11 protein-coding genes and 2 pseudogenes are annotated in these 18,375 nt (G+C 65.5%); 8 read left to right on the top strand and 5 right to left on the bottom strand.

The annotated features are described in order from the left end of the window. The first annotated feature begins 836 nt into the window (after positions 1-836). The 3 genes and pseudogenes from PHK61_RS30855 to PHK61_RS30850 all read left to right on the top strand — a co-directional run bounded on the left by PHK61_RS30855 (position 837) and on the right by PHK61_RS30850 (position 2,669). Entirely contained in the window at positions 837-1,112 is a 276-nt protein-coding gene (locus PHK61_RS30855; protein ID WP_274284868.1) for a LytR C-terminal domain-containing protein, read from the top strand. Positions 1,113-1,376: 264 nt separating this feature from the next. After that, positions 1,377-1,619, top strand: a pseudogene (locus PHK61_RS32190) (magnesium chelatase domain-containing protein); the annotation flags it as partial. Continuing rightward, a complete protein-coding gene (locus PHK61_RS30850; RefSeq protein ID WP_420791466.1) occupies positions 1,599-2,669 on the top strand; it encodes an ATP-binding protein in 1,071 nt (356 codons plus the stop codon). The pseudogene PHK61_RS32190 and the gene PHK61_RS30850, both read left to right, overlap by 21 nt. Positions 2,670-2,682: 13 nt before the next feature. Here the strand turns inward: PHK61_RS30850 and PHK61_RS30845 are convergent, their stop codons facing one another. Then, positions 2,683-4,005, bottom strand: coding sequence for an ISL3 family transposase (locus tag PHK61_RS30845; protein ID WP_274284867.1), 1,323 nt, complete (start codon positions 4,003-4,005; stop codon positions 2,683-2,685). A 948-nt stretch (positions 4,006-4,953) separates the two neighbouring features. Between PHK61_RS30845 and PHK61_RS30840 the strand changes: the two genes are divergently transcribed. After that, positions 4,954-7,377: a M48 family metalloprotease gene (locus PHK61_RS30840; protein ID WP_337994019.1), complete on the top strand. Its 2,424-nt coding sequence runs from the start codon at positions 4,954-4,956 to the stop codon at positions 7,375-7,377. Continuing rightward, positions 7,265-7,804 carry a transposase gene (locus PHK61_RS30835; protein WP_337994018.1) on the top strand — a complete coding sequence of 180 codons (540 nt, stop codon included), beginning with the start codon at positions 7,265-7,267 and terminating at the stop codon, positions 7,802-7,804. Before PHK61_RS30840 ends, PHK61_RS30835 begins: the two co-directional genes overlap by 113 nt. Positions 7,805-7,969: 165 nt before the next feature. On the opposite strand, the gene PHK61_RS30830 is transcribed toward PHK61_RS30835, so the two are convergent. Then, a complete protein-coding gene (locus PHK61_RS30830; RefSeq protein ID WP_274284864.1) occupies positions 7,970-8,098 on the bottom strand; it encodes a hypothetical protein in 129 nt (42 codons plus the stop codon). Positions 8,099-8,505: 407 nt separating this feature from the next. On the opposite strand from PHK61_RS30830, the gene PHK61_RS30825 reads away from it, so the two are divergent. Next, positions 8,506-9,075: a hypothetical protein gene (locus tag PHK61_RS30825; protein ID WP_274284863.1), complete on the top strand. Its 570-nt coding sequence runs from the start codon at positions 8,506-8,508 to the stop codon at positions 9,073-9,075. Positions 9,076-9,143: 68 nt separating this feature from the next. After that, positions 9,144-9,791, top strand: coding sequence for a hypothetical protein (locus PHK61_RS30820; RefSeq protein ID WP_274284862.1), 648 nt, complete (start codon positions 9,144-9,146; stop codon positions 9,789-9,791). A 275-nt stretch (positions 9,792-10,066) separates the two neighbouring features. Here PHK61_RS30820 and PHK61_RS30815 read toward each other — a convergent pair whose 3' ends face one another. Next, positions 10,067-12,031, bottom strand: a complete 1,965-nt coding sequence (locus PHK61_RS30815; RefSeq protein ID WP_274284861.1) for a caspase family protein — start codon at positions 12,029-12,031, stop codon at positions 10,067-10,069. Between the two features lie 15 nt (positions 12,032-12,046). Further along, positions 12,047-12,391, bottom strand: a complete 345-nt coding sequence (locus PHK61_RS30810) for an effector-associated constant component EACC1 (RefSeq protein WP_274284860.1) — start codon at positions 12,389-12,391, stop codon at positions 12,047-12,049. 521 nt (positions 12,392-12,912) lie between these two features. Here PHK61_RS30810 and PHK61_RS30805 point away from each other — a divergent pair. Continuing rightward, positions 12,913-13,470: pseudogene (locus PHK61_RS30805) on the top strand (ATP-binding protein); the annotation flags it as partial. A gap of 38 nt (positions 13,471-13,508) precedes the next feature. On the opposite strand, the gene PHK61_RS30800 reads toward PHK61_RS30805, so the two are convergent. Continuing rightward, the gene (locus tag PHK61_RS30800) at positions 13,509-17,603 is read right to left on the bottom strand and encodes an nSTAND1 domain-containing NTPase (RefSeq protein WP_274284859.1); all 4,095 of its coding nucleotides are present in this window, start codon (positions 17,601-17,603) and stop codon (positions 13,509-13,511) included. Between the last annotated feature and the right edge of the window lie 772 nt (positions 17,604-18,375).

The raw sequence follows: 18,375 nt of genomic DNA, 5'->3' as shown, positions 1-18,375 counted from the left end.
GGGCGGTTGCTCCGGGGGCGGTTGCTCCGGGGGCGGTTGCTCCGGGGGCGGTTGCCCTGGGTGTGGGCGGTCCCGGTGGGGTGGGCGGTCCCGGTGGGGTGGGCGGTCTTGGTGGTGGCGGCGCAGGTGGCGTGGCGGGTGTCGCCCCCGGTGGTGGCCGCCCCCCGGGTGGCGGCGCAGCCCCCCCGGCCGGTGGACTTGCGTTCTACCCCCCGGCAAACAACGGGGCGTTCATCAACAGCGCTGCTTCGCTCGACGACGCGATAACTAACGTCCTTCAGAACGAAAATCGGCCGGAGCCGGCACCCCCGGAGCCTTCGGAGCCCTCGGAGGAGCCCGTCCTAGATCCCTTGTGCTACCAACATGAAGACTGTCTGCAGGGTGCCGTCCAGCTCTTCCTCTTCGCTCCCTTCTGTCCGGACGAGTCTGGGGGCGGCTGGAACGGCGGCTGGGTGGCCAACGCGTCCGACGGGTGCCGCGAGGCGCGGGAGCCGAAAGAAATCTCCCTAACGGAAATTTTGACGCCTGGCCGCGTGCCTTGCGGGGCACGGCCAGTCTTCCTATACGGCCGCGCGCAGCCGGGGTTCCGCGACGCCGGAGGCCCAGGGAGTCCACAGCGCGTCCGGGCAGTAGTGGGCTCCGCGCTACAGGTGTTGGAGAGAAATAGCGCGCCGCCGGGCACGGTGAATGGTTTTCTTCAGGGACTGTTGGAGAGGGGAGTCACGCGTCCGCAACTCCAGAACGCTGCGGAAGGTACGCCTGTAGCGAGGGATGCTGTGGCCACGCTACGCACGCCTACGCCTACGCCTACGCCGCCGCCTCCCTGCACTGCCCGCGTGTACAACAACTCGACGACCCCCGGTCTGGCCGACCGCGCGGCCAACGAGCTGCGCCAGCGGGGCTGGAACGTCCCTATGGTCGGCAACTACAACGCTGTCGACGTCCCTGAGAGCGCTGTCTATTTCCGCCCCAGTACCCAGGAGGAGGACGCCGCCCGGGCGCTCGCGGTACAGTTCGGGCTGCGCGCGTTGCCGCGCTTCGAGGGCATCCTGAACGCTTCGCCCGGCGTGATCATCATGACCAGGGGAGAACTGGGGGCGAACGAGAATTAGCGCGCCCTCTGGTCGTTGACCCGTGGATCGCCCCGGGCATGGAACGCCGTCGCGGGGAAACATCGCGGCCACCTCGGTCGCGCTGCGGGTCTGCATCGAGGCCGCATCCGCCGTGTTGTTGATCTTGCTAGGCGCGACGCCCTCATCTTCGGTGGCTCGTTGACGGAGGCACGGTGGTCATCGCGGCGGTCGTGCCGTCTCTCATCGGGTCGATGATCATGGGTTCGCTAGACCAGCCCTTCCCAGTACAGGAACACCCGGAGCTTTGACCTCGCGCTGGCCTGCTCGGTGCTCGCGGCCGCGCGGACGGTGCCGGTGGCGGCGCTGCGCGGGGTCGTGCTGATCGGCGAGCTGGCCCTCGACGGGCGGGTGCGCGGGGTCCGGGGCGTGCTGCCGACGCTGCTCGCGGCCCGGCGACTCGGGGTGGAGCAGGCCGTGGTGCCGGCGGCGGCCGCGGTGGAGGCGGGTCTGGTCGACGGGCTCGAGGTGCTCGGCGCCGAGCACCTCTCCGACGTCCTGGCGTGGCTGCGGGGCGACCGCGGGCGGCTGCTCGCGGTTCGCGGGGGAGCACGCCGGCGGGGCGGTGGCGCGCGGGAGGACCTCGCCGACGTCGTCGGGCAGCTCGCGGCGCGCCGGGCGGTGGAGGTCGCGGCGGCCGGCGGCCACCACCTGCTGATGGTGGGACCGCCGGGATCGGGCAAGACGATGCTGGCCCGGCGGATGACCGGCCTGCTGCCCGACCTCGACGTCGACTCGGCGCTGCAGGTGGCCGCGGTCCGCTCGCTGGCGGGCGCGGTCGACCCCGAGGAGGCGCTCCCGGCGGCCCCGCCGTTCGTCGCCCCGCACCACTCGGTGTCGTCGGCGGCGCTGGTCGGGGGCGGCAGCGGGCTGGCCCGCCCGGGCGCGGTGTCCCTGGCCCACTCCAGCGCTGACCTATGTACCTTGATGCGTGTCGCGAGGAACTTCGACCACGGGAAGTCACGAGCTTGCCGGCAGCGATGGCAGGTGCCTGGCGCGAGCTGGGGTGTGGAGTGGTGCACAGCGGGCCTCCTTACGATCTCCGCTGTGACGTTCAGAGCTCGGGAGGTGTTCGTCCCAGGCGGCACGCCGACGGTCACCTACCAGTCGCGTGGCGACCTCGAAGATCAAGTTCGCCGGCACCTGGAGTACGGCACCGAGATTCTCGCGGTTACTGGTCCAACGAAGACCGGCAAGACGGTTCTGATTCGTCACGTCATTCCGGATTGTTTGTACTTCCGAGGTGGTCAGGTAACCTCGTTCGACGACTTCATCTCGGCGGTACTCGATGAGCTGGTGGTGCCCACTGAGTACCAGCGTTCGCAGAAGAACGAGGATTCGTCGGACAAGGATCGAACCACTCGGGTTGCAAATTCCCAGGTCGGCGGCAGGGAATGGAAGACCTCGTCCGGCGCGAAGTCTGAAGATCAAGCGTCTCACACTCACTACCGATCAAGCAATACCGCCGCGCAAGAGGCACTACTTCCAGCCGGGGCAAGGTCTGTGTCCCACCAGACTAACCAACCGCATCCAAAATAATACCGGCTCTTCGTCATGAAGCGTGGAGGTGGCCTCGCAGCATCGTGGTGGCGGGAGCGTCCCACACGGTTCCGCAGTGCAGGAGCAGTCGCAGCCGGTAGTTGGCGAAATTGCGGAAGCCGTGACCGACTCGCTTCACCTTCTTGATCAGCAGGTTGATCGCCTCGGTGGGGCCGTTGGACACGTCGGCGGCGGTGAAGCGGGCGAGCAGCTCGTCGCGCCACGAGTCCAGGGTGCGAGCCAGGCGCTGGAGTTCGGGGACCTCGGAGTCGGCGCAGAAGGTCAGCCAGCGGTAGAACGCCGCGGCGGCGCGGGTCGGGTCGGTGTGGCGGTAGAGCAGGCGTAGCTCCTGGGCGGCGATCCAGGCGGCGGCGACCTCACCGTCGGGGTCGCCGAGGTCGAGCCCGTGCAGCAGCCGGGTCCAGGACAGGTCGGAGTGGTGGTCGTGGCCGCGGCGCAGCACCCGGCGGATGCCGTAGAGCGGGTCGCCGGCGCGGCCGCGGTGCCCGAGGGTCTCCTGCTGCACGCGGCGGCGGACCTGGTCGACCGCGTCGAAGCCCAGCTTGACCACGTGGAAGGCGTCCAGGACGCGGACCGCGCCGGGCAGGTGGGTGCGCAACGCGGTGGCGTACCCGCGGAACGGGTCCAGCGCCGCGACCCTCACCCCCGCGCGCCAGCCGGCGTCCCGGCCACGCAGCCACGAGGAGAGGACCGTGCCGCTGCGACCAGGCACGACGTCGAGTAGCCGCGCCGGACCATCGGTGCGGGTGAGGTCGACCAGACCGGTCGCGAACTCCGTGCCATGCGTCGAGGTGGCGGCCAGGTAGGCGGTCTCGTCGACCCCGAGCGCGGCCACACCCTCGAGCCGGGCCGGATCGTCGACCAGCGGGGCGCCGTGCTCGGCCACCGCGCGCATCACCGTCCCCCAGCCCAGACCCAGATCCCAGGCCACGGCGGCCACCGACTCCCCGCCCTGGCCGACGCGCCGGCACGCTTCCCGTGCAGCACGAGCGGTCAGTGAGGCCCGCGGGGCGATCTCGGGGCTCGTCTCCGACCAGGTCCCCATCTCGCAGGCCTCGTACCGACAGCGCCACAGTCGCTTGATCCAGATCAGGCTCGTGGGACGTCCGGCGACCGGCAGATCACGGACCCGCACCGGCCGGCGTCCGTGCGCTTCGGCGACCGCCCCGCAGACCAGGCAGCCGGTCAGATCGGCAGTCGTCTGCACGGCCAGCTCGAGCTCACCGTCATGCTCGTCGACCGCGACCAACTCGAAGCCCTCAAGCCCGAGCACCACCGCCCCGAGGTCGCGCGCACCAGTAGTCTCCGTCCCCACCTGGGGCCTCCCTCCGAAGTGTCCAGACACCACGAAGAGTGAGGCCCCAGGCCCATCACCAGGCCGAAGCCGAAGATCGTGTCGCGGTCATCCCTCCACGCTCAATGACGAAGAGCCGCATAACGATCACGACGAGCCGGAACCGCCAGCGCGGATGATCGACCTTTCGAGCTGTTGGGCGCCAAAGCCCCTGACGCGATGTAGCCGAGCAGTCACTCGTTCGGCTTCGGGCTGAGCCACCGATAGGGTGAACACTCATCAGCTTCACGTCGTCACGTACCACACTCGGTGGTGGCGGCACAGACGGCAGCCCGCCCATCCGCGACGAGTTGACCTTGGGAAGGTCAGCTTGCAGCCGCGAAGTTGCAGGGGTTTCCGAAAGGGGGACAGCACGTGACGATTGATGACCAAATCGCACTCGCCCTTGCCCGAGCTGTGTTGGTGGGCACTCGGCCTGCTGAACTTCCCTTACTCGACGCTATGGGAGAAGAGCTACTAAGACAGAAGACGCGCGCTCGAGATGGTGCATTGGGATTCGGAGACGCCGAGCTTACTTGGTTGATGGCTGTCGTACCCGTGTCATCTGTAGTCGGCAACCTCCTGCTGGACTCCCTAAAAGGAGTTGTCGAGGACTCACTCAAGGAATGGATCAGGTCTACCATCGAGCGTCTGAGGAGCGGATCCGAGGACAATCCACAGCCTCCACCCAAATGCGCAGAGGAGCTTATTGAGCTAGCCCGCGAGAAATCGTACCAGAACGCGCGAGCGGTTGGACTGGACGAGCAAAGAGCCAGGCTTTTGTCTGACGCGATCGTGGGAGCACTGCGGTCCCCTAAGGGACCGTATTCATCAGGCCAGAGACACAGCTAGGACCGGAACCACAATCTGTATTGGAGGAAGCCGCTTACAGAGAGCCTTGCCGTGTAGGGAATTTAGATCGGGCGGGCCATGAAGAATTTAACACCAAGTCGTTCACCAAGTGGTCAATATGTGAGACATAGATCGTCTCTACTTGATACCAACATTCGTTTCGCACTCGTAGTATTCGTCGCAATAGCAGCTATCTTCGTAACTGGTATTGGCTTTTGGAGCGCATGGTTCCTTGAGGGCTTCATCGATGGGCTACCGCCGACATGCTTCAACGGGAGCGAGCTCGCTCGTGCGTGCCTTCAGCTAATAACCAGCACCAGTCTGCTGTGGTCACTCTCAGCAAGCCTAACGCTACTCGGAGCCCTCATAGTACTAGCGACCATGATCCCCGTCGTCCGGCGATTTCTGTTCTTGCGGCCCGTACCATACATAAAGGCGTCTCACGAGCTCGTTGTATCTCCCGTCCTTGCTGCGTCGTCACTCCAGCATGTACGCCTCCTTTATAATCCGCGCCGTCCTTTGCCGCAAGCGAGGGCTGACGGCGTTCTGAAGCGATACATAGAAGTCGGGCCGAACTGGTTGGCTTTGAGTCTCAGTGACCCGGCAGCGGCTCGAGCAATCTTGGCGCACGAGTGCGCTCACCATACTTACCACGACGTTCTGCCGGCGAGAGTTGCATGGTGGTCCGGTCCGGCCGTGCTCGCGTGGACGGCACTGTACGTATACGGGGCAGGGATTGAAGGCTGGAACCTGCTCGCGCCCCTCACTCTAGTCGCCGTCCTCTTAGTCGTGCGCCTGGGAGCTTTGCATGCCCGAGAGTACGCAGCAGATAGAGCCGCGAGCTCTCTGGAAGCCGACGCGCTCAAGCGAATACTGAACAGGGACTCCCATCGGTCTGCTACTCCCCGGTTGTGGAAGCTCATCGTAGACCCACACCCGCCGACCTCGCGCCGGGCCCGAGCCGTCGAGCGCGACGCAGTTGAGGTGCTGCAGCCTCTGCAGGGGCTGGCAGTTGGGACGCTTGCAGGAATCGCTGCGCCCAACCTGCAAATTGGTGCACAAGGTCTGGACATGAGCGCCCGTAGTACTGGCGCATACCTGGTCGCTTCGCCGATTGTCTTCGCCATCCTTGCCTGGTGGCTGGTAGTGCATATTCGAAGATACGCGAGCGACGACTCGGCATTGGTCGACCCGCAGGTAAATCGCGGTGCGCACTTTGCGCTGTTCGTGGCATTTGGAGTGGCAAACGGGTACGTCATTTTCAGGTACTCAATCTATGCGCAGGGCGAGTACAGTCGGTACCCATCTTCGGCCTTCGGATGGTTCTCCTTCATAGCCCTTGTAATCGCGGTCATGGCCAGTGTGCAGCTGTTGCTCGAGACTTCGACCCTCTCCTTTCGACGCGCGAAGTTCATGTTCGTGGCGGTACAGGTAGCCGTAGTAGGGTCCATCTGCGCCATCGCCTCAGGCTGGCTAGACGTCGCTCGCTTATATGATGCCCACATTCGCGACGACACAAGGAGCGCAGTGGCGACCGCGCTGCTCCTATTCGGTAGCTCGGAAGTCGGAAAGGTTGCCGCTGCCGCCTATTGCGCATTATTCCTCACAATCTTTTTAACAGGGCGCAGGGCCGCCCGAAAGGCAGAGTTCAAGCCTGCATTTATTGGCGGCCTCCTGTCTGGGACGACCGCGCTGATAGCCTACTCTGCTTACCGCTTTATCTTAGTCCCTAACGGAAAAGACAGCGCAGCGCCAAACTGGCTTGCACGGGAGTTAACTCCGCTCTCAGCGCTCCTGCTGCCAGCCGTGGTCGTCTCTATTGGAACAAGCGTGACAGCTCTCTTAGCTTCGCGAATGCCTCACCGGCGCGGCGGAATCGCCAGCCTGATCGCCGCCCCGCTTGCGGCGGCGGGGCCCACGATGGTCTCTATATATCGTGGCGCTGCACCTGTGGACGCATTTGATCAATTCGTGACGGTCTTCTCCAGCACGCTTTTCCTCTCGCTTCTTGCAGGCGGGGTAACTGCGCTCGCGGCCAGCTATCTACCGTCGATCAAATTGCGTAATGGCATCGTTTCCACGGGGACCGCTGCAGCGACGCTGATGCTCGTTGCGTGTTGCGCCAGCGCCGCGGCGGCGGCCGTCTCTGCCCCCAAGGCTGTGCCCACCATGCGTGAAGATCTACAGCAGATCTTCTTCCATATGGACCGGATTGATTTTTCTATCTGTCGCGTGGGAGGGGGGCAAGTAGTTGAACGACACATCTCTGAGATCGAGAAGAGCGAACGATGGCTACTTGATCCTGACCAGCAGCCCGGCACTTTGCAGGGGGTACGGTACCAACAAGAGTATCTCGAACTTATTCGAGCTTGTCGGCAAGCTCTAGCGAATGCCCTGGGAAACGACGCAGGCACAGTCGATGCAGCGGACGCCGCAGAGGTCGAACACGCATGGCAGAGGGTGTTCTCTATCGCCGAGGAGTATGATCTCCGGTGGTCTTGATCACCGAGGATGTGCAGGCGCAATACCTGACTGTCCGGCTGCGACATCGGGTCCCCGGGACGTTGAAGCTGACTGGCATAGGAACCGTCATCATCAACTTCTCGGGGCCCGCCTCACCACAGCGACACGGCCCCTGCTCCCGGGTCGGTCACACCCTCAGCTGCACTCCGATTCCGGAAGAGCCGCGAAAGGCTTCCAGGTGCTGCCCCGCCGGTGGGTGGTGGAACGGACCTTCGGCTGGCTCTCGAGGTGCAGACGCTTGGCGCGCGACTACGAACGCAGGACCGATCACGCTGAGGCGATGATCCAGATCGCGATGATCCGGTTGATGGCCGCCCGGCTGGCCGGCGAGGAACTCCCCGAACCCCGTAGTGATGTTGAACGGGAAGCAGCCCGCCGGTTCGCCGATGATCTCAACCAGGACTGACTACTCCGTTTCCAAAAAACACCCTCTGAGAGTAGAACGCCGAGTCCGCGCGCACCGTCAGCGGCCCGCACGCGCCCGCTTCGCGCAGCCGCGAGACGGTCTCGGTCAGGAACGACTTCGCTCCGCGGGCCGCCCCGGCCGACCCACCCCGGAGTCGGGAGAAGATCACCTGCCCGGTCTCGGCAGGGTGGCCAGCTGCGGGTGATACCGGCGGACCTTGGTGTAGCCGAACCCGGCGCCCTGCTTGCTCCGCCCGTAGACCTCGCAGATCGTGGAGTCCAGATCGATCGTCAACGCCCGGCCGGGTCGGCCGGTCCGGCGCCGGCGTCCCAAAACCCTCGCAAGCAGCCCGCGAGTGACCGCGTCCAGCTCGCGGACGTTGGGAGAACGCCACGAACAGCGGTCTTCCGTGGAGGCTGAGGCTTGATCTTCCGCCACACTTCCCGCCTTTTGATCCGCCCCCAGGGCCGTCCGACGCTGCAGCTCACCGGCATCCGTCATTCCCAGGGCGCCAAAGCAGCATCGCCCTCTTCATGATCGCGGGACGCCTTTCCACCCTGAGCAACTAAGCGGTATCGTTAGTTGGCTACACATCGCGTCGATCTCCGGGGGCCGCCGTGTTACCTTCTTCCCAAGTAGCAGAATCAGCACTGCAGTTCTCGAACTTCTCCTACCCGACAGAAGATCTGCAGATCGTGCGCATGCGCATCAAGAAATGCAAGGATGCAGTGCAAGCGGTCCTTAATGATAATGAGCTATGGAGCAGAATACCGGCGCCCAACAACAAGGCTCACAGTCAGCCAGACTTCAGGGACTGGGACGGGCTCACCGATCTGCTTGATGGGAAGTTGGCGCACCTGATGACCCGAGTCGGGTATCGGTCAACCGACGAGGCTCAACGCTCTATCCAGACGCTGCGCGACACGATTTCCTATGCTCGACGGCCTGACCTGCCCACGCTGACACGTCAGGAGGTAGTTGGCGGGGTCAAGACTGGTCTGCGCGAACTATACCGAGCCCTCGACGGCCTCCAGATTGAAGGCGCGGTTACCGGTATGGATGGCTTCTCGTGCGACCATCCCCTGAACCGAGTGAAGCCCGCGCTCGTCGATATGATGATCCTCGGGGAGATTGTGGGACAGGACGGCAGCAGCGTTGTTCTTCGCGTTGATGAGATTGAGGCCGTCGATATAATGCTGGACGACGCATTTCGGTGGCTCACCTGCCACGGGCATAGACAGGACCCTCGATCCAGCGCCTCGGCGGACTGAGTACTATGCACTTTCGACTCCCAAACGTTCTGCGCCAGTACGAGTCGGACGCGCTTCCGCGATCATATGTGTGGACAGGTGTCGCAATAAGTGTCACATCGGCAATCTTTGGCTTCTTCTGCCTTGGTACTTGGACCGGCGAAGTGCGGGAAACGTGGGGTGATGATGCAGTAGGCTTCGCAGTGAACGCTCTAGCCGCACTCGTTCTACTCGGCCCCGGATTGTTCTTCACGAACCCCGTAGTTCGCGAGTGGCAACAGCGACGCCTTCGTCCCTATGTCGAAGAGGCGCGCAGGTACATCAACAACATCTTGGTTGACGTGGCAATGGACTGCAACCTTGAATGGCCTTCCGGCAACAATCGAACAAAAACAGTCAAAGAACTCCGCAAGGATGCCTCTGACTTAGTTGCGCATATTGAGCAACTAGATAGGGGACCTAGTCAGATAACGCTACCGTTCCGTCCTCTCGTCCCACCGGTCAGGCGCCAGGTAGACCAGCTGAGTTTCTACGTCCGACGGTTCCTGATACTTACATCTTCTCCCAAGGGAGAAATCTACCTGGAGGACGCCTCCCACCTGGCGGCTGACTGGGACGAGCTGCATGGAACCCCGGCGGACCCCAATGAGATCTATAAGGTGGGAAGCAGTCTCGTTTGCAAGATCAATGACTTGATGACCGAGCTACAGAAGGCGGACCACCCATTGCTCGAGTAGGAGACTCGCAAGCTGGGGTTGAGTTGGGGGCTTAGCATCAAGAGCGGCCTTGCTACGGCACCGCAGTGTTGCTCTATGTACCCTGAACAGGCTGGCCGATCTGCTCGACCTCGCCGGGCGTGATGGGCAGAGCGCGGCCTCCGCGTGGCTCGACGTGCGCGGCGTGCACTGGTCACGATGCGCAGTCGGCTGTCGATCAAGAGCGACGCCGGTGACGACCACCGAAGCCGGGGAGCAGCGCGGCTGCACCCCAGAGTCCAGCTACAAACCTTGGGTCACCTCGACTTGGACCCGTGTTCGTCGCCCTCGCCGCCTTCCGGGCGCGGTGGCGCGGTGGCAGGGTAATACGGGAGAAGACGGCGGGGGCGCTCAAACAGTTGCCCATTCGAGTCGACCGCAGTCGATAACACGGGTGCGGCCCAGGGGTGGTTTCTTAGGAGACGAATCCTATGGTACTGCTTCCGATACATAAGGTTTGTAGCACTCTCGATGGGCGCCCCAGCGGTTAGTTGACTCAGAAGATCTACGTAGCTCTCAGAGTTCTGATAGAGCTCACTTAACCTAAGCGCATATGCAACCCCGCGGATGTTCAGCGCCTCGCCGAGGTCGGCGTAACCACGTTCATGAGGACGTAGCCGTCGAGCAGATCGCGTAGCGAATCTGCGACTCTCAGTCTGACACTCTTGCATGATTACAAAGAGTGGCTTTGTGGATTCCATCTGCTCCATGAGCTCAGGTACCCAAGAATCGTAAAAGGCATCCTCGAGGTCGTCGTAGGGCAGCCCGGAGACTTCCCACCGATGGACTGGGATCGGTACGCCGAGTAGGATGACAATGTGTGGCTCAAGACCTTCCATCCTGCCTAGAGCGGAGTCGATATCAAGGCCGTCTTCACCGCCATCCACAACCGAACATACCGACCAGTCCGCTAACGTATAACCCATCCGGCGGAGAAGGACTCGCCTCTCGTCACGTTGCTCGTAGCCAGCGCTCGACGCACCTGGAGGGATCGATGCGTCGATCAGCAATACCCTTGGTGGACCCTTACGCTCAAATACACGGCGTTCCGCTAGGTCGCCTTCAGAATAAGAGCGCATGCAGGCGAACTCCAAACCGAGGGGCCGCCCGCGGGTAATGGAGCAGTCTTCCCACGGGAGGGGGCGCAACCGCTCATCGTCGACCTGCAGAAGGAGTCGCGGTGATGATCTCCTCTCATCTGATCGTGCGAGCGAGCTGAACTCGCGAAGGAGCTCTCCTACTCCGCCACCAAGTGCAGCTCTGCTGAGATAACTGAGTAATGGACTGGGATGGTCGCGAACGTGGGCGCTAGCAGACGCCGCGGCGATAAACGAGTCGAGAAGCTCTTCATCGAGTTGCAGCGGGTCATGAGCTTGGCCAATCGAACAGTCTAATTGGATGTCCCATAGCTTTGGTTCGTGCCCGACGATCCGAACGGTCGCATCGGTGGGGGCACTGGATGATGTTCGGCGGAAGAGCTTGCGACTATTCCAGACAAGTGCCAGCTTGCCTGCGCTGTTTTCATTTCGCTGTTGGGGAGTGGGGAGCTGGGACTCCCGCATCCTGCGCGAAACTTCATAGAACGCCTTCTCCAAAGGCAACGTCTGATCATCAATCTGTAGTCCCGACCTGAACACGGACAGCAACTCACCTGTGAATGCTGTATATTCGTGACCCTCTGGCGCAAGTGCTCGCTTAGTCTTACTCGTCGCGGTCATCACGTACGTGCCCGCGATCTCAATTTGTTCGGTCGCCGCAGTCGCGCTGTCGCTTGCACCCATAAAGCCCAACGCCCTCCCGCTGTAACAGCAGTCGAGGAGAACGACCTTAGTGCGTGCGGAACTTCCCAATACAAGTCTGGCTACATTGTTGTAAGGTAGGCACGTCCAGAATTTGGACAAATCGCTCCTAGTCAGAGCGAGATTAAGCTCATCCGATCGTTGGCCGAGCAAGACACCGTGTCCGGAAAAATAAAAGAGCAAGAGGTCTTTGGCCCGTTGGCTCGCCTGATCTAGCGCTGCGAGGACCGCATCTGGCGTCTCCGGGTCGACGATAGAGGTACAATTTTCCTCTGTAAAACCCGATCGGTTCTGATCTGTAAGGAGCGCTGCAAAGTCGAGGACATTCTTCTTAACTTGAACCAGGTCGTCTAACGTCTGATCTGCATAAGTGGAAGTCCCAGCTAAAACTGCGCACGAATTCTCGAAGTCCGGGAGGCTCATATGCCTGCCGCCCGATCAACCCTCGATCTCTTCCATCAAACTCTTCGCCGCTTGTGCGGGGTCCTTGATACTTGCGCTCTCCACCTCCACTTCCCGATCGCCGCTCTTGATGTGGATCGTTGTGGTTTGCCTACGGGCCGTCAGCCAGGCGGCAACGGCAGTTAGTGTGGCACTCGTTGTTGTTGGATCTAGCAAGAGTTGAACGATGTCTGTGACGGGTCCCATTTCACCCTTCGCCGTGGGTGTACGGGCGAGACTAATCGCAGATTTCGGCACATCCTCGTCTGCCCGAAGCCACTCGGCTAACGAAGACGCCTCGCTGCCCGCTTCGTCACCCAGAACTGTAATCAGGATGTCCATCGTGACTTCCTCACTCGGATGTTGCCGGAACGCACGCTCGGCAGGCGACGCGTGGTGTACGCACCTCTAGGGTTATAGTACTATACTGCCCCCTCGCTTAGGAAAGCAAGCTGCCCGCGCTCATGCAAGCACTACGGGGTCTAACAGCAACCTTGGGGTGTTAATTCATACGAGAGCCTTCCTGTAAACGGAGCCCAAATGGCTTCCGGTCCAACTAACACCGACTCCGACACCACCTTAATGGTCGTGGTTGTACATGCGGCCTAGCCGTGCCCGCGTTCTTCGGGCTGCCTCAGAAGTTCACCGACACGACCGGTCAGACGTGCCAGTGCTGGCCCACCATGCAGGCCGGTATTCCGGACGGCGAACCACGGTGCTCGCGGCATCCTTATCATGCAGGTCAGCGCTCCCCACCCGGCCACAGCAAGGGCGTTCGTGTGTTTGCCCCACGGTGGCAGCGCCGCAGTATGGCGAGTTCGATACGAGTTGGAGGCTAACCTTCAAGAGCGGCGTTGCTACGGCACCGCGGTGTGCTCTTTCTCGACGAGATCTACGAGTTCGGTCCCCACGTGCTGGAGATGCTGCGCACGCCCCTCGAGGACGGCGAGGTCCGGCTGGCCCGCACCGACGGGGTGGTGCGCTACCCGGCGCGGTTCCAGCTGGTGATGGCCGCGAACCCGTGCCCGTGCGCGCCGCCCCGGCCCACCGACTGCACCTGCTCGGGCCAGGAGAAACGCCGGTACACCCACCGCCTGTCCGGGCCGATGCTCGACCGCGTGGATCTCCAGGTCACCCTGAGCTCGGTCGAGGCGCTGTCGTGGGACGGCGCCTCGTCGGTGCCGCTCGAGGAGGTCCCGGAGGACACCGCGTCGGTCCGGGCCCGGGTACTCGCCGCCCGGGCGGCCGCCCGCGAACGCTGGCGCGACGCCGGGTGGCGCACCAACGCCGAGGTGCCCGGCCCCGAGCTGCGCCGCCGCGGCCACCTGCCCCGCACGGCCGCCGAGGTCCTCGAGCGCCAGCTGCGCTCCGGGGCGATGACCGCCCGCGGGGTCGACCGCGCGCTGCGCGTCACGAGAACCTGAGATCTAGCTGACGTCGTCAGCCGCTCGCTGATCGGTCAGCGAATTGCTGGGCGCACGCCCGGGGGACAGGTGTCTTCGAATGCTAGGTCCGGCGCGGCTGCCGCCCACTCGTTCGGATCGAGGCCTCGCCCGACGACTGCACAGGCTTCTGCTGTGGGGTGGGCGCGGAGGTCGTCGAGCGCGGAGATGTCCCAGAGCCTCACCATCCCGTCCGCACCGGCGGCCGCGAGCCAGGGTTGATCGTGCGGAAGCCCGAGCGCTGTGATCGGTGACCCGGCGGTCGGGATCGTCGGCCCCAGAGCTCGCGGCCCCGCAGGAACCGACACGTCCCACAGCGTGACGGAGCCCGACGACCCGGCCGCAGCCAAGATCGCATTCGCGCCGGCGAACCCGACGGTGTAGATGGCTCCGCCGTCGGTGGATGGTGCCGGTGTCCGGCGAGGAGCACCGGGCGTTGATCGATCCCACAGCAGGACCGAGCCGTCCCACCCGCCGCTGGCCAGGGTGCCGTCCGGGGCGAAGGCGACGGCGAACACCGGGGGGCCGCCGGCGGCGAGCCCCGGCGGGATCGGCCGGGGCTCACCCGGGCCGGAGACGTCCCAGTCCAGCACCGCGCCCTCCGCGCCGGCGGTGACCAGGGTGCGCCCGTCCGGGGAGAACGCGGCGGAGTACACCGGGCCGGTATGCACCAAGACCGGGCCGCCGTCGGACGCCGGGCGCGCCGGGTCGGTGATGTTCCACAACGAGACGCTGCGGTCCTCGCGGGCGACGGCCAGCCGGGCCCCGTCCGGGGCGAACGCCACGCCGTTGACGGCGCCACCGACCGCGGGCACGGTACCGACGATCCGGGGCATGCCGGACCCCTCCAACACCACCAGCGCCACCGACCCGTCGTTCGTGCCCGCCGCGAGGAGCTGGCCATTGGGCGAGATGGCGAGGCTGCCGACGTCGGCCGGCATCGGGATCGGGGGCCCGGAGGGGCGGGGGTGGGCCACGTCGGCGAGGTCCCAGAGTCGGACGGCGGGCTCCTGCCCGCCGGTGGCGAGCAGCCGGCCCGAGGGCGTGACCGCGACCGCTTGGCCGGCGCCTGCACCGCCGGAGGTCAGCGTGCTCAGGAGTACGGGATGCGGTGGTCCGGCGAGGTCCCAAAGCACGGCGGTGCGGTCGGGCCCGGCCGAGGTGAGCCAGCGACCGTGGGGGGCGAAGGCGACCGTGTACACCTGGTCGGCGTGGGCGCGCAGTGGCTCACCGATGCGCATCGGTCGGGTCAGGTCGGTGGCGGTGAAGAGCCCGACTTCGTGGTCGGCGCCGGCGGTGGCGAGCATCGTGCCGTCGGGGGAGAACGCGAGTTGGTAGGCCGCCCCGGCGTGCACGCGGACCGGCGCGCCGACGAGGCGCCCGGAGCCGTCCGTGGACCAGGTGACCAGCTCGCCGGACTGGTCGACCGCCGACACGGTGGCGCCGGCAGGCGCGAACGCCGTGGACCACACCGCGTCGTTGGCCCCGGCCAGCGGCGCGCCGAGCGGGGACGGGTGCGACCGGTCGGTCACGTTCCACAATCGCACGGTGTGGTCCGCGCCCGCGGTGGCCAGGGTGCGTCCGTCCGGAGCGTAGGCGACGTCGTAGACCTGGCCGGCGTGCCCGGTCGCGGCCTCAGCTGTCGTCGCGGAGCGGCGGGGGTCGGTGACGTCCCGCAGGATGAGGCGGCCGTCGAAGCCGACCGACGCCAGGGTGTGTCCGTCCGGGGAGAACGCGACCGCGTGGGCCTCGGCGCTGTGACCGGTCAACGGCGTGCCGAGCGGGCGAGGCGCGGCCCGGTCGGTGATGTCCCAGAGGCCGATGGTGGTATCAGACCCGGTGGTGGCCAGCGTGCGGCCGTCGGGGGAGAACGTGATGTCGTAGACGTAGCCCCGCTGCACCGGCATGGCTCCGATCTGAGTGGGGCGACTCGGGTCGGTGAGGTCCCAGATGGTCGCGCTGCCGTCCATTCCGCCGGTGACCATCGTCGATCCGTCGGGTGAGTACGCGGTGGTGGTGACCTCGCTGGTGTGGGGGAGGGTGCGGGCGTAGCGGGTGTGGCTCAGGGTGTCGACGAGGTTGGCGTCCGCCGCGGGGTCGGGTGCGATCTGGGCGGCGGCGAGGCCGAGGCGCAGGGCGGTGCGGGTGTCGGTCGCACGGGCGGCGTCGGCCTGGGTGAGCAGTCGCTGGGCGACAGCGTCCCGTTGCGCGGAGGTGCCCGCCCGCGCCTGGAGGAGGGCGGCCACGCCCGCCAACACCGCGACGAGCAGCAGGATCGCCAGAACCGCCGTGCCGCGGCGCTGGCGACGGCGACGGCGACGGTCGTGGTTCACGCTTGATAACAGGAACTCTCGTGCGCTGGAACTCAGCGCAATTCGATCGATGGCGGGGGTGGCACGCGGGCCGAGTCGTGCTCGGCGTGCGCGCGCACCGAGGTCTGCCACGGCCCCGGCGAGCTGTGCGCCTTCCCAGAGTCCGATGGTTCCGCGTCCACGTGCGGCCCAAGCGCCCGCGGCTTGTTCGACCATCCGTCGGGCCCGCAGAGCTGTGGACTCGCGGTCGATGGCCTGGGTCAGTGGTGGCCACGCAGTCAGAAACGCCTCGTGCGCAACCTCTACCACCGCGGCTCCCGTGGCGGGATCTGTGTCTGTAGTGATGAGGCGTCGGTCGACGAACGCCTCGAGCTCCACGGTCGTTGGGGCGGACAGCTCGTCCCAAGGTACGCGCCACCGGATTGGGCGCCCATGCTCGTCAATCACCACAAGCCGCAGTAGTTCTTTGATTACCGCGGCGCGGTCTCTTCCGCCCGCGTCCTTGGCGGCCTCCAGAGCTTGATCGGCCTGTCGCGCGAGCGCTCCGCGCACACCGCCAAGCTGGTTGTACTGGGTGTGGGTCAGGCGGGCGTGCCGATAGGTCCCGTTGCGGGCTGCGCCTTCGGTGAGCTGCGCGAGAGTGTAAGCGAGAAGGGGAAGGGCATCACCGCTATCGGTGTCGGCCGCAAGTCGAGCGACCAACCCGTCGTCGAGCTGGAGCCCTGCAAGCTGCGCGGGCTTCTCGATGACCGACGCCAGATCGTCCCGACGCAAAGGCTCGATGGCGAGAACCTGCTTCGGTAGCTCGGCGAGCTCGGTACTTGCCAGCAGCCCATTGAGGAATTCTGGGCGCAGCGTGGCGACCAGCTGAAGTGGCCGGCCCAGCGCTGGCGACACCAGGCGAGCGAAGTCAGTGCGGGCCGCCGCGTCGGCCTGGGTCAGCAGCTCCTCGAACTGATCGACGACCAGCAGTAGGCGGGTGCGGCGGCCTCCCGGTACAGCCAACAGCAGGTCGTCGATAGCGTCTGCGAGCCCCCCGACGTCCACCAGCCTGCGCAGATCGCTTATCGAGAGCTCCGGCCGTCCGAGCGCGCGAGCGCCCGCCTGGAGCTCTCGCACGACCGCGCCCACCGGATCGCGGCCCGGGCGGCACGGGGTCAACGTCCAGGCGTCCGCCTCGCCAGCGACGGCGGGTACCAGACCCGCCCGGACCAGGGACGACTTGCCGCAGCCAGACGGTCCCACCACCACAAGAACCTGACCTTTGTACTGCATGGCCGGAGTGCGCAGGACGGACCTGAGGTGGCGGACGTCCTCCTCCCTGCCGAAAAAGGCCCGGTGCCGGTTGACGTCGAACGCGTCGAGGCCGGGGTATGGCGAGACGTCGTCGGGCCAGCCCAGTCCGCCGGCGGCATCGATCTCCCGCAGTTTCCCATCGAGCCGGTTCCGGGCGGCGGCCCGATCCTTGGTCAGATCGACGTTCTGCAGCGACTGCAGCAACTCATGTCTCACCCCCGGCTCGGCGAGCATCGGAAGCAGCCGCGCTCCCTGCGAACGGGCGATCACCACCTCCGCTGTGCACCAGGCAGACCGGCAGTAGGCCTCGGTCACCACACAGACCACCGCGTCCGCCCATCTCAAGCTCGCATACAGGCGCTCCTCCCATTTCTCCCCCGGCGTGATGCCATCCTGCGGGTCCTGGTCAAGAAAGACGTTATGACCTGCGTCGACCAGCCACTGACGCAACCGCTCGGATAGCCCCTGGTCAGCGCTCGCATGGCTGACGAACACCCTCGCCATGGGACCGTCCTCTCCATCGAGGAGCCGTGCCGCACTCCACGCCTGCGCAAACGGGGAGCGCGACCGTCCAGCCCGGCGTCGAAGACAGTCTCCAACTGGCCCATCGAGTGCGGCCACCCCTGCACCCTCACTGGGTGCTGGGGTGGGGGCGCTCTATCAGTCCGCGAGCGCCCATACGTCTGCTCCAGACCCGACAGCATGCCCGTGCGGCGCGTCGCCTCGATCGGCAGTCCCAGTAGTGCTCTCATGCCCCAGCCTCGACACACGATCGAGTGAACGCGGGGCCGAGCCCCCGTCGTCAGGGGGAGCAGGAGAATGACAGGACCCGGGAAACCCGACGCTTCGCGCCTGCGGACCGCGGGCATCGTTCTCGCCGTCGCCGCCGGGGTCGCCGCCGTCGCGGTCTTGATTGCGCTCAGCGGCGGCGGGGGGCCGGTGCCCCCCAGCGCGACACCGTCCAGCTCGCCCGGCACGACGCCGGGCTTGACCTCCTCGACCGGCCCGGTACCCGGCCCGCCGCCAGAAACCGTTCAGCCCGGTGCAATACCGCCCGGTGCCGGCAACCCGGGTGCCCTGCCGCCCGGCCCCGGACCCGTCCCCGAGGGCGCTGGTGTGCCCAGTGGTGTGCCCGGTGGTGCGCCGGGCACACCACCGGCCGGCGGGCCGCTGGCGGGCGGGCCGATCGCGCCAGGCAGCGCCCCAGGGGCGGTTGCTCCGGGGGCGGTTGCTCCGGGGGCGGTTGCTCCGGGGGCGGTTGCTCCGGGGGCGGTTG

It is taken from the genome of Actinomycetospora lutea, from assembly GCF_028737205.1.
Lineage (GTDB): Bacteria > Actinomycetota > Actinomycetes > Mycobacteriales > Pseudonocardiaceae > Actinomycetospora > Actinomycetospora lutea.
Note: the sequence above shows the minus strand (reverse complement) of the source record. Positions and strands in the feature narration are given on the sequence as shown.

Coding starts and splice junctions, on each gene's coding strand:
- PHK61_RS30800 (WP_274284859.1), bottom strand. CDS start 17,603: ATGGCGAGGGTGTTCGTCAGCCATGCGAGCGCTGACCAGGGGCTATCC.
- PHK61_RS30810 (WP_274284860.1), bottom strand. CDS start 12,391: ATGGACATCCTGATTACAGTTCTGGGTGACGAAGCGGGCAGCGAGGCG.
- PHK61_RS30840 (WP_337994019.1), top strand. CDS start 4,954: ATGAAGAATTTAACACCAAGTCGTTCACCAAGTGGTCAATATGTGAGA.
- PHK61_RS30835 (WP_337994018.1), top strand. CDS start 7,265: ATGCCCTGGGAAACGACGCAGGCACAGTCGATGCAGCGGACGCCGCAG.
- PHK61_RS30825 (WP_274284863.1), top strand. CDS start 8,506: ATGCGCATCAAGAAATGCAAGGATGCAGTGCAAGCGGTCCTTAATGAT.
- PHK61_RS30815 (WP_274284861.1), bottom strand. CDS start 12,031: ATGAGCCTCCCGGACTTCGAGAATTCGTGCGCAGTTTTAGCTGGGACT.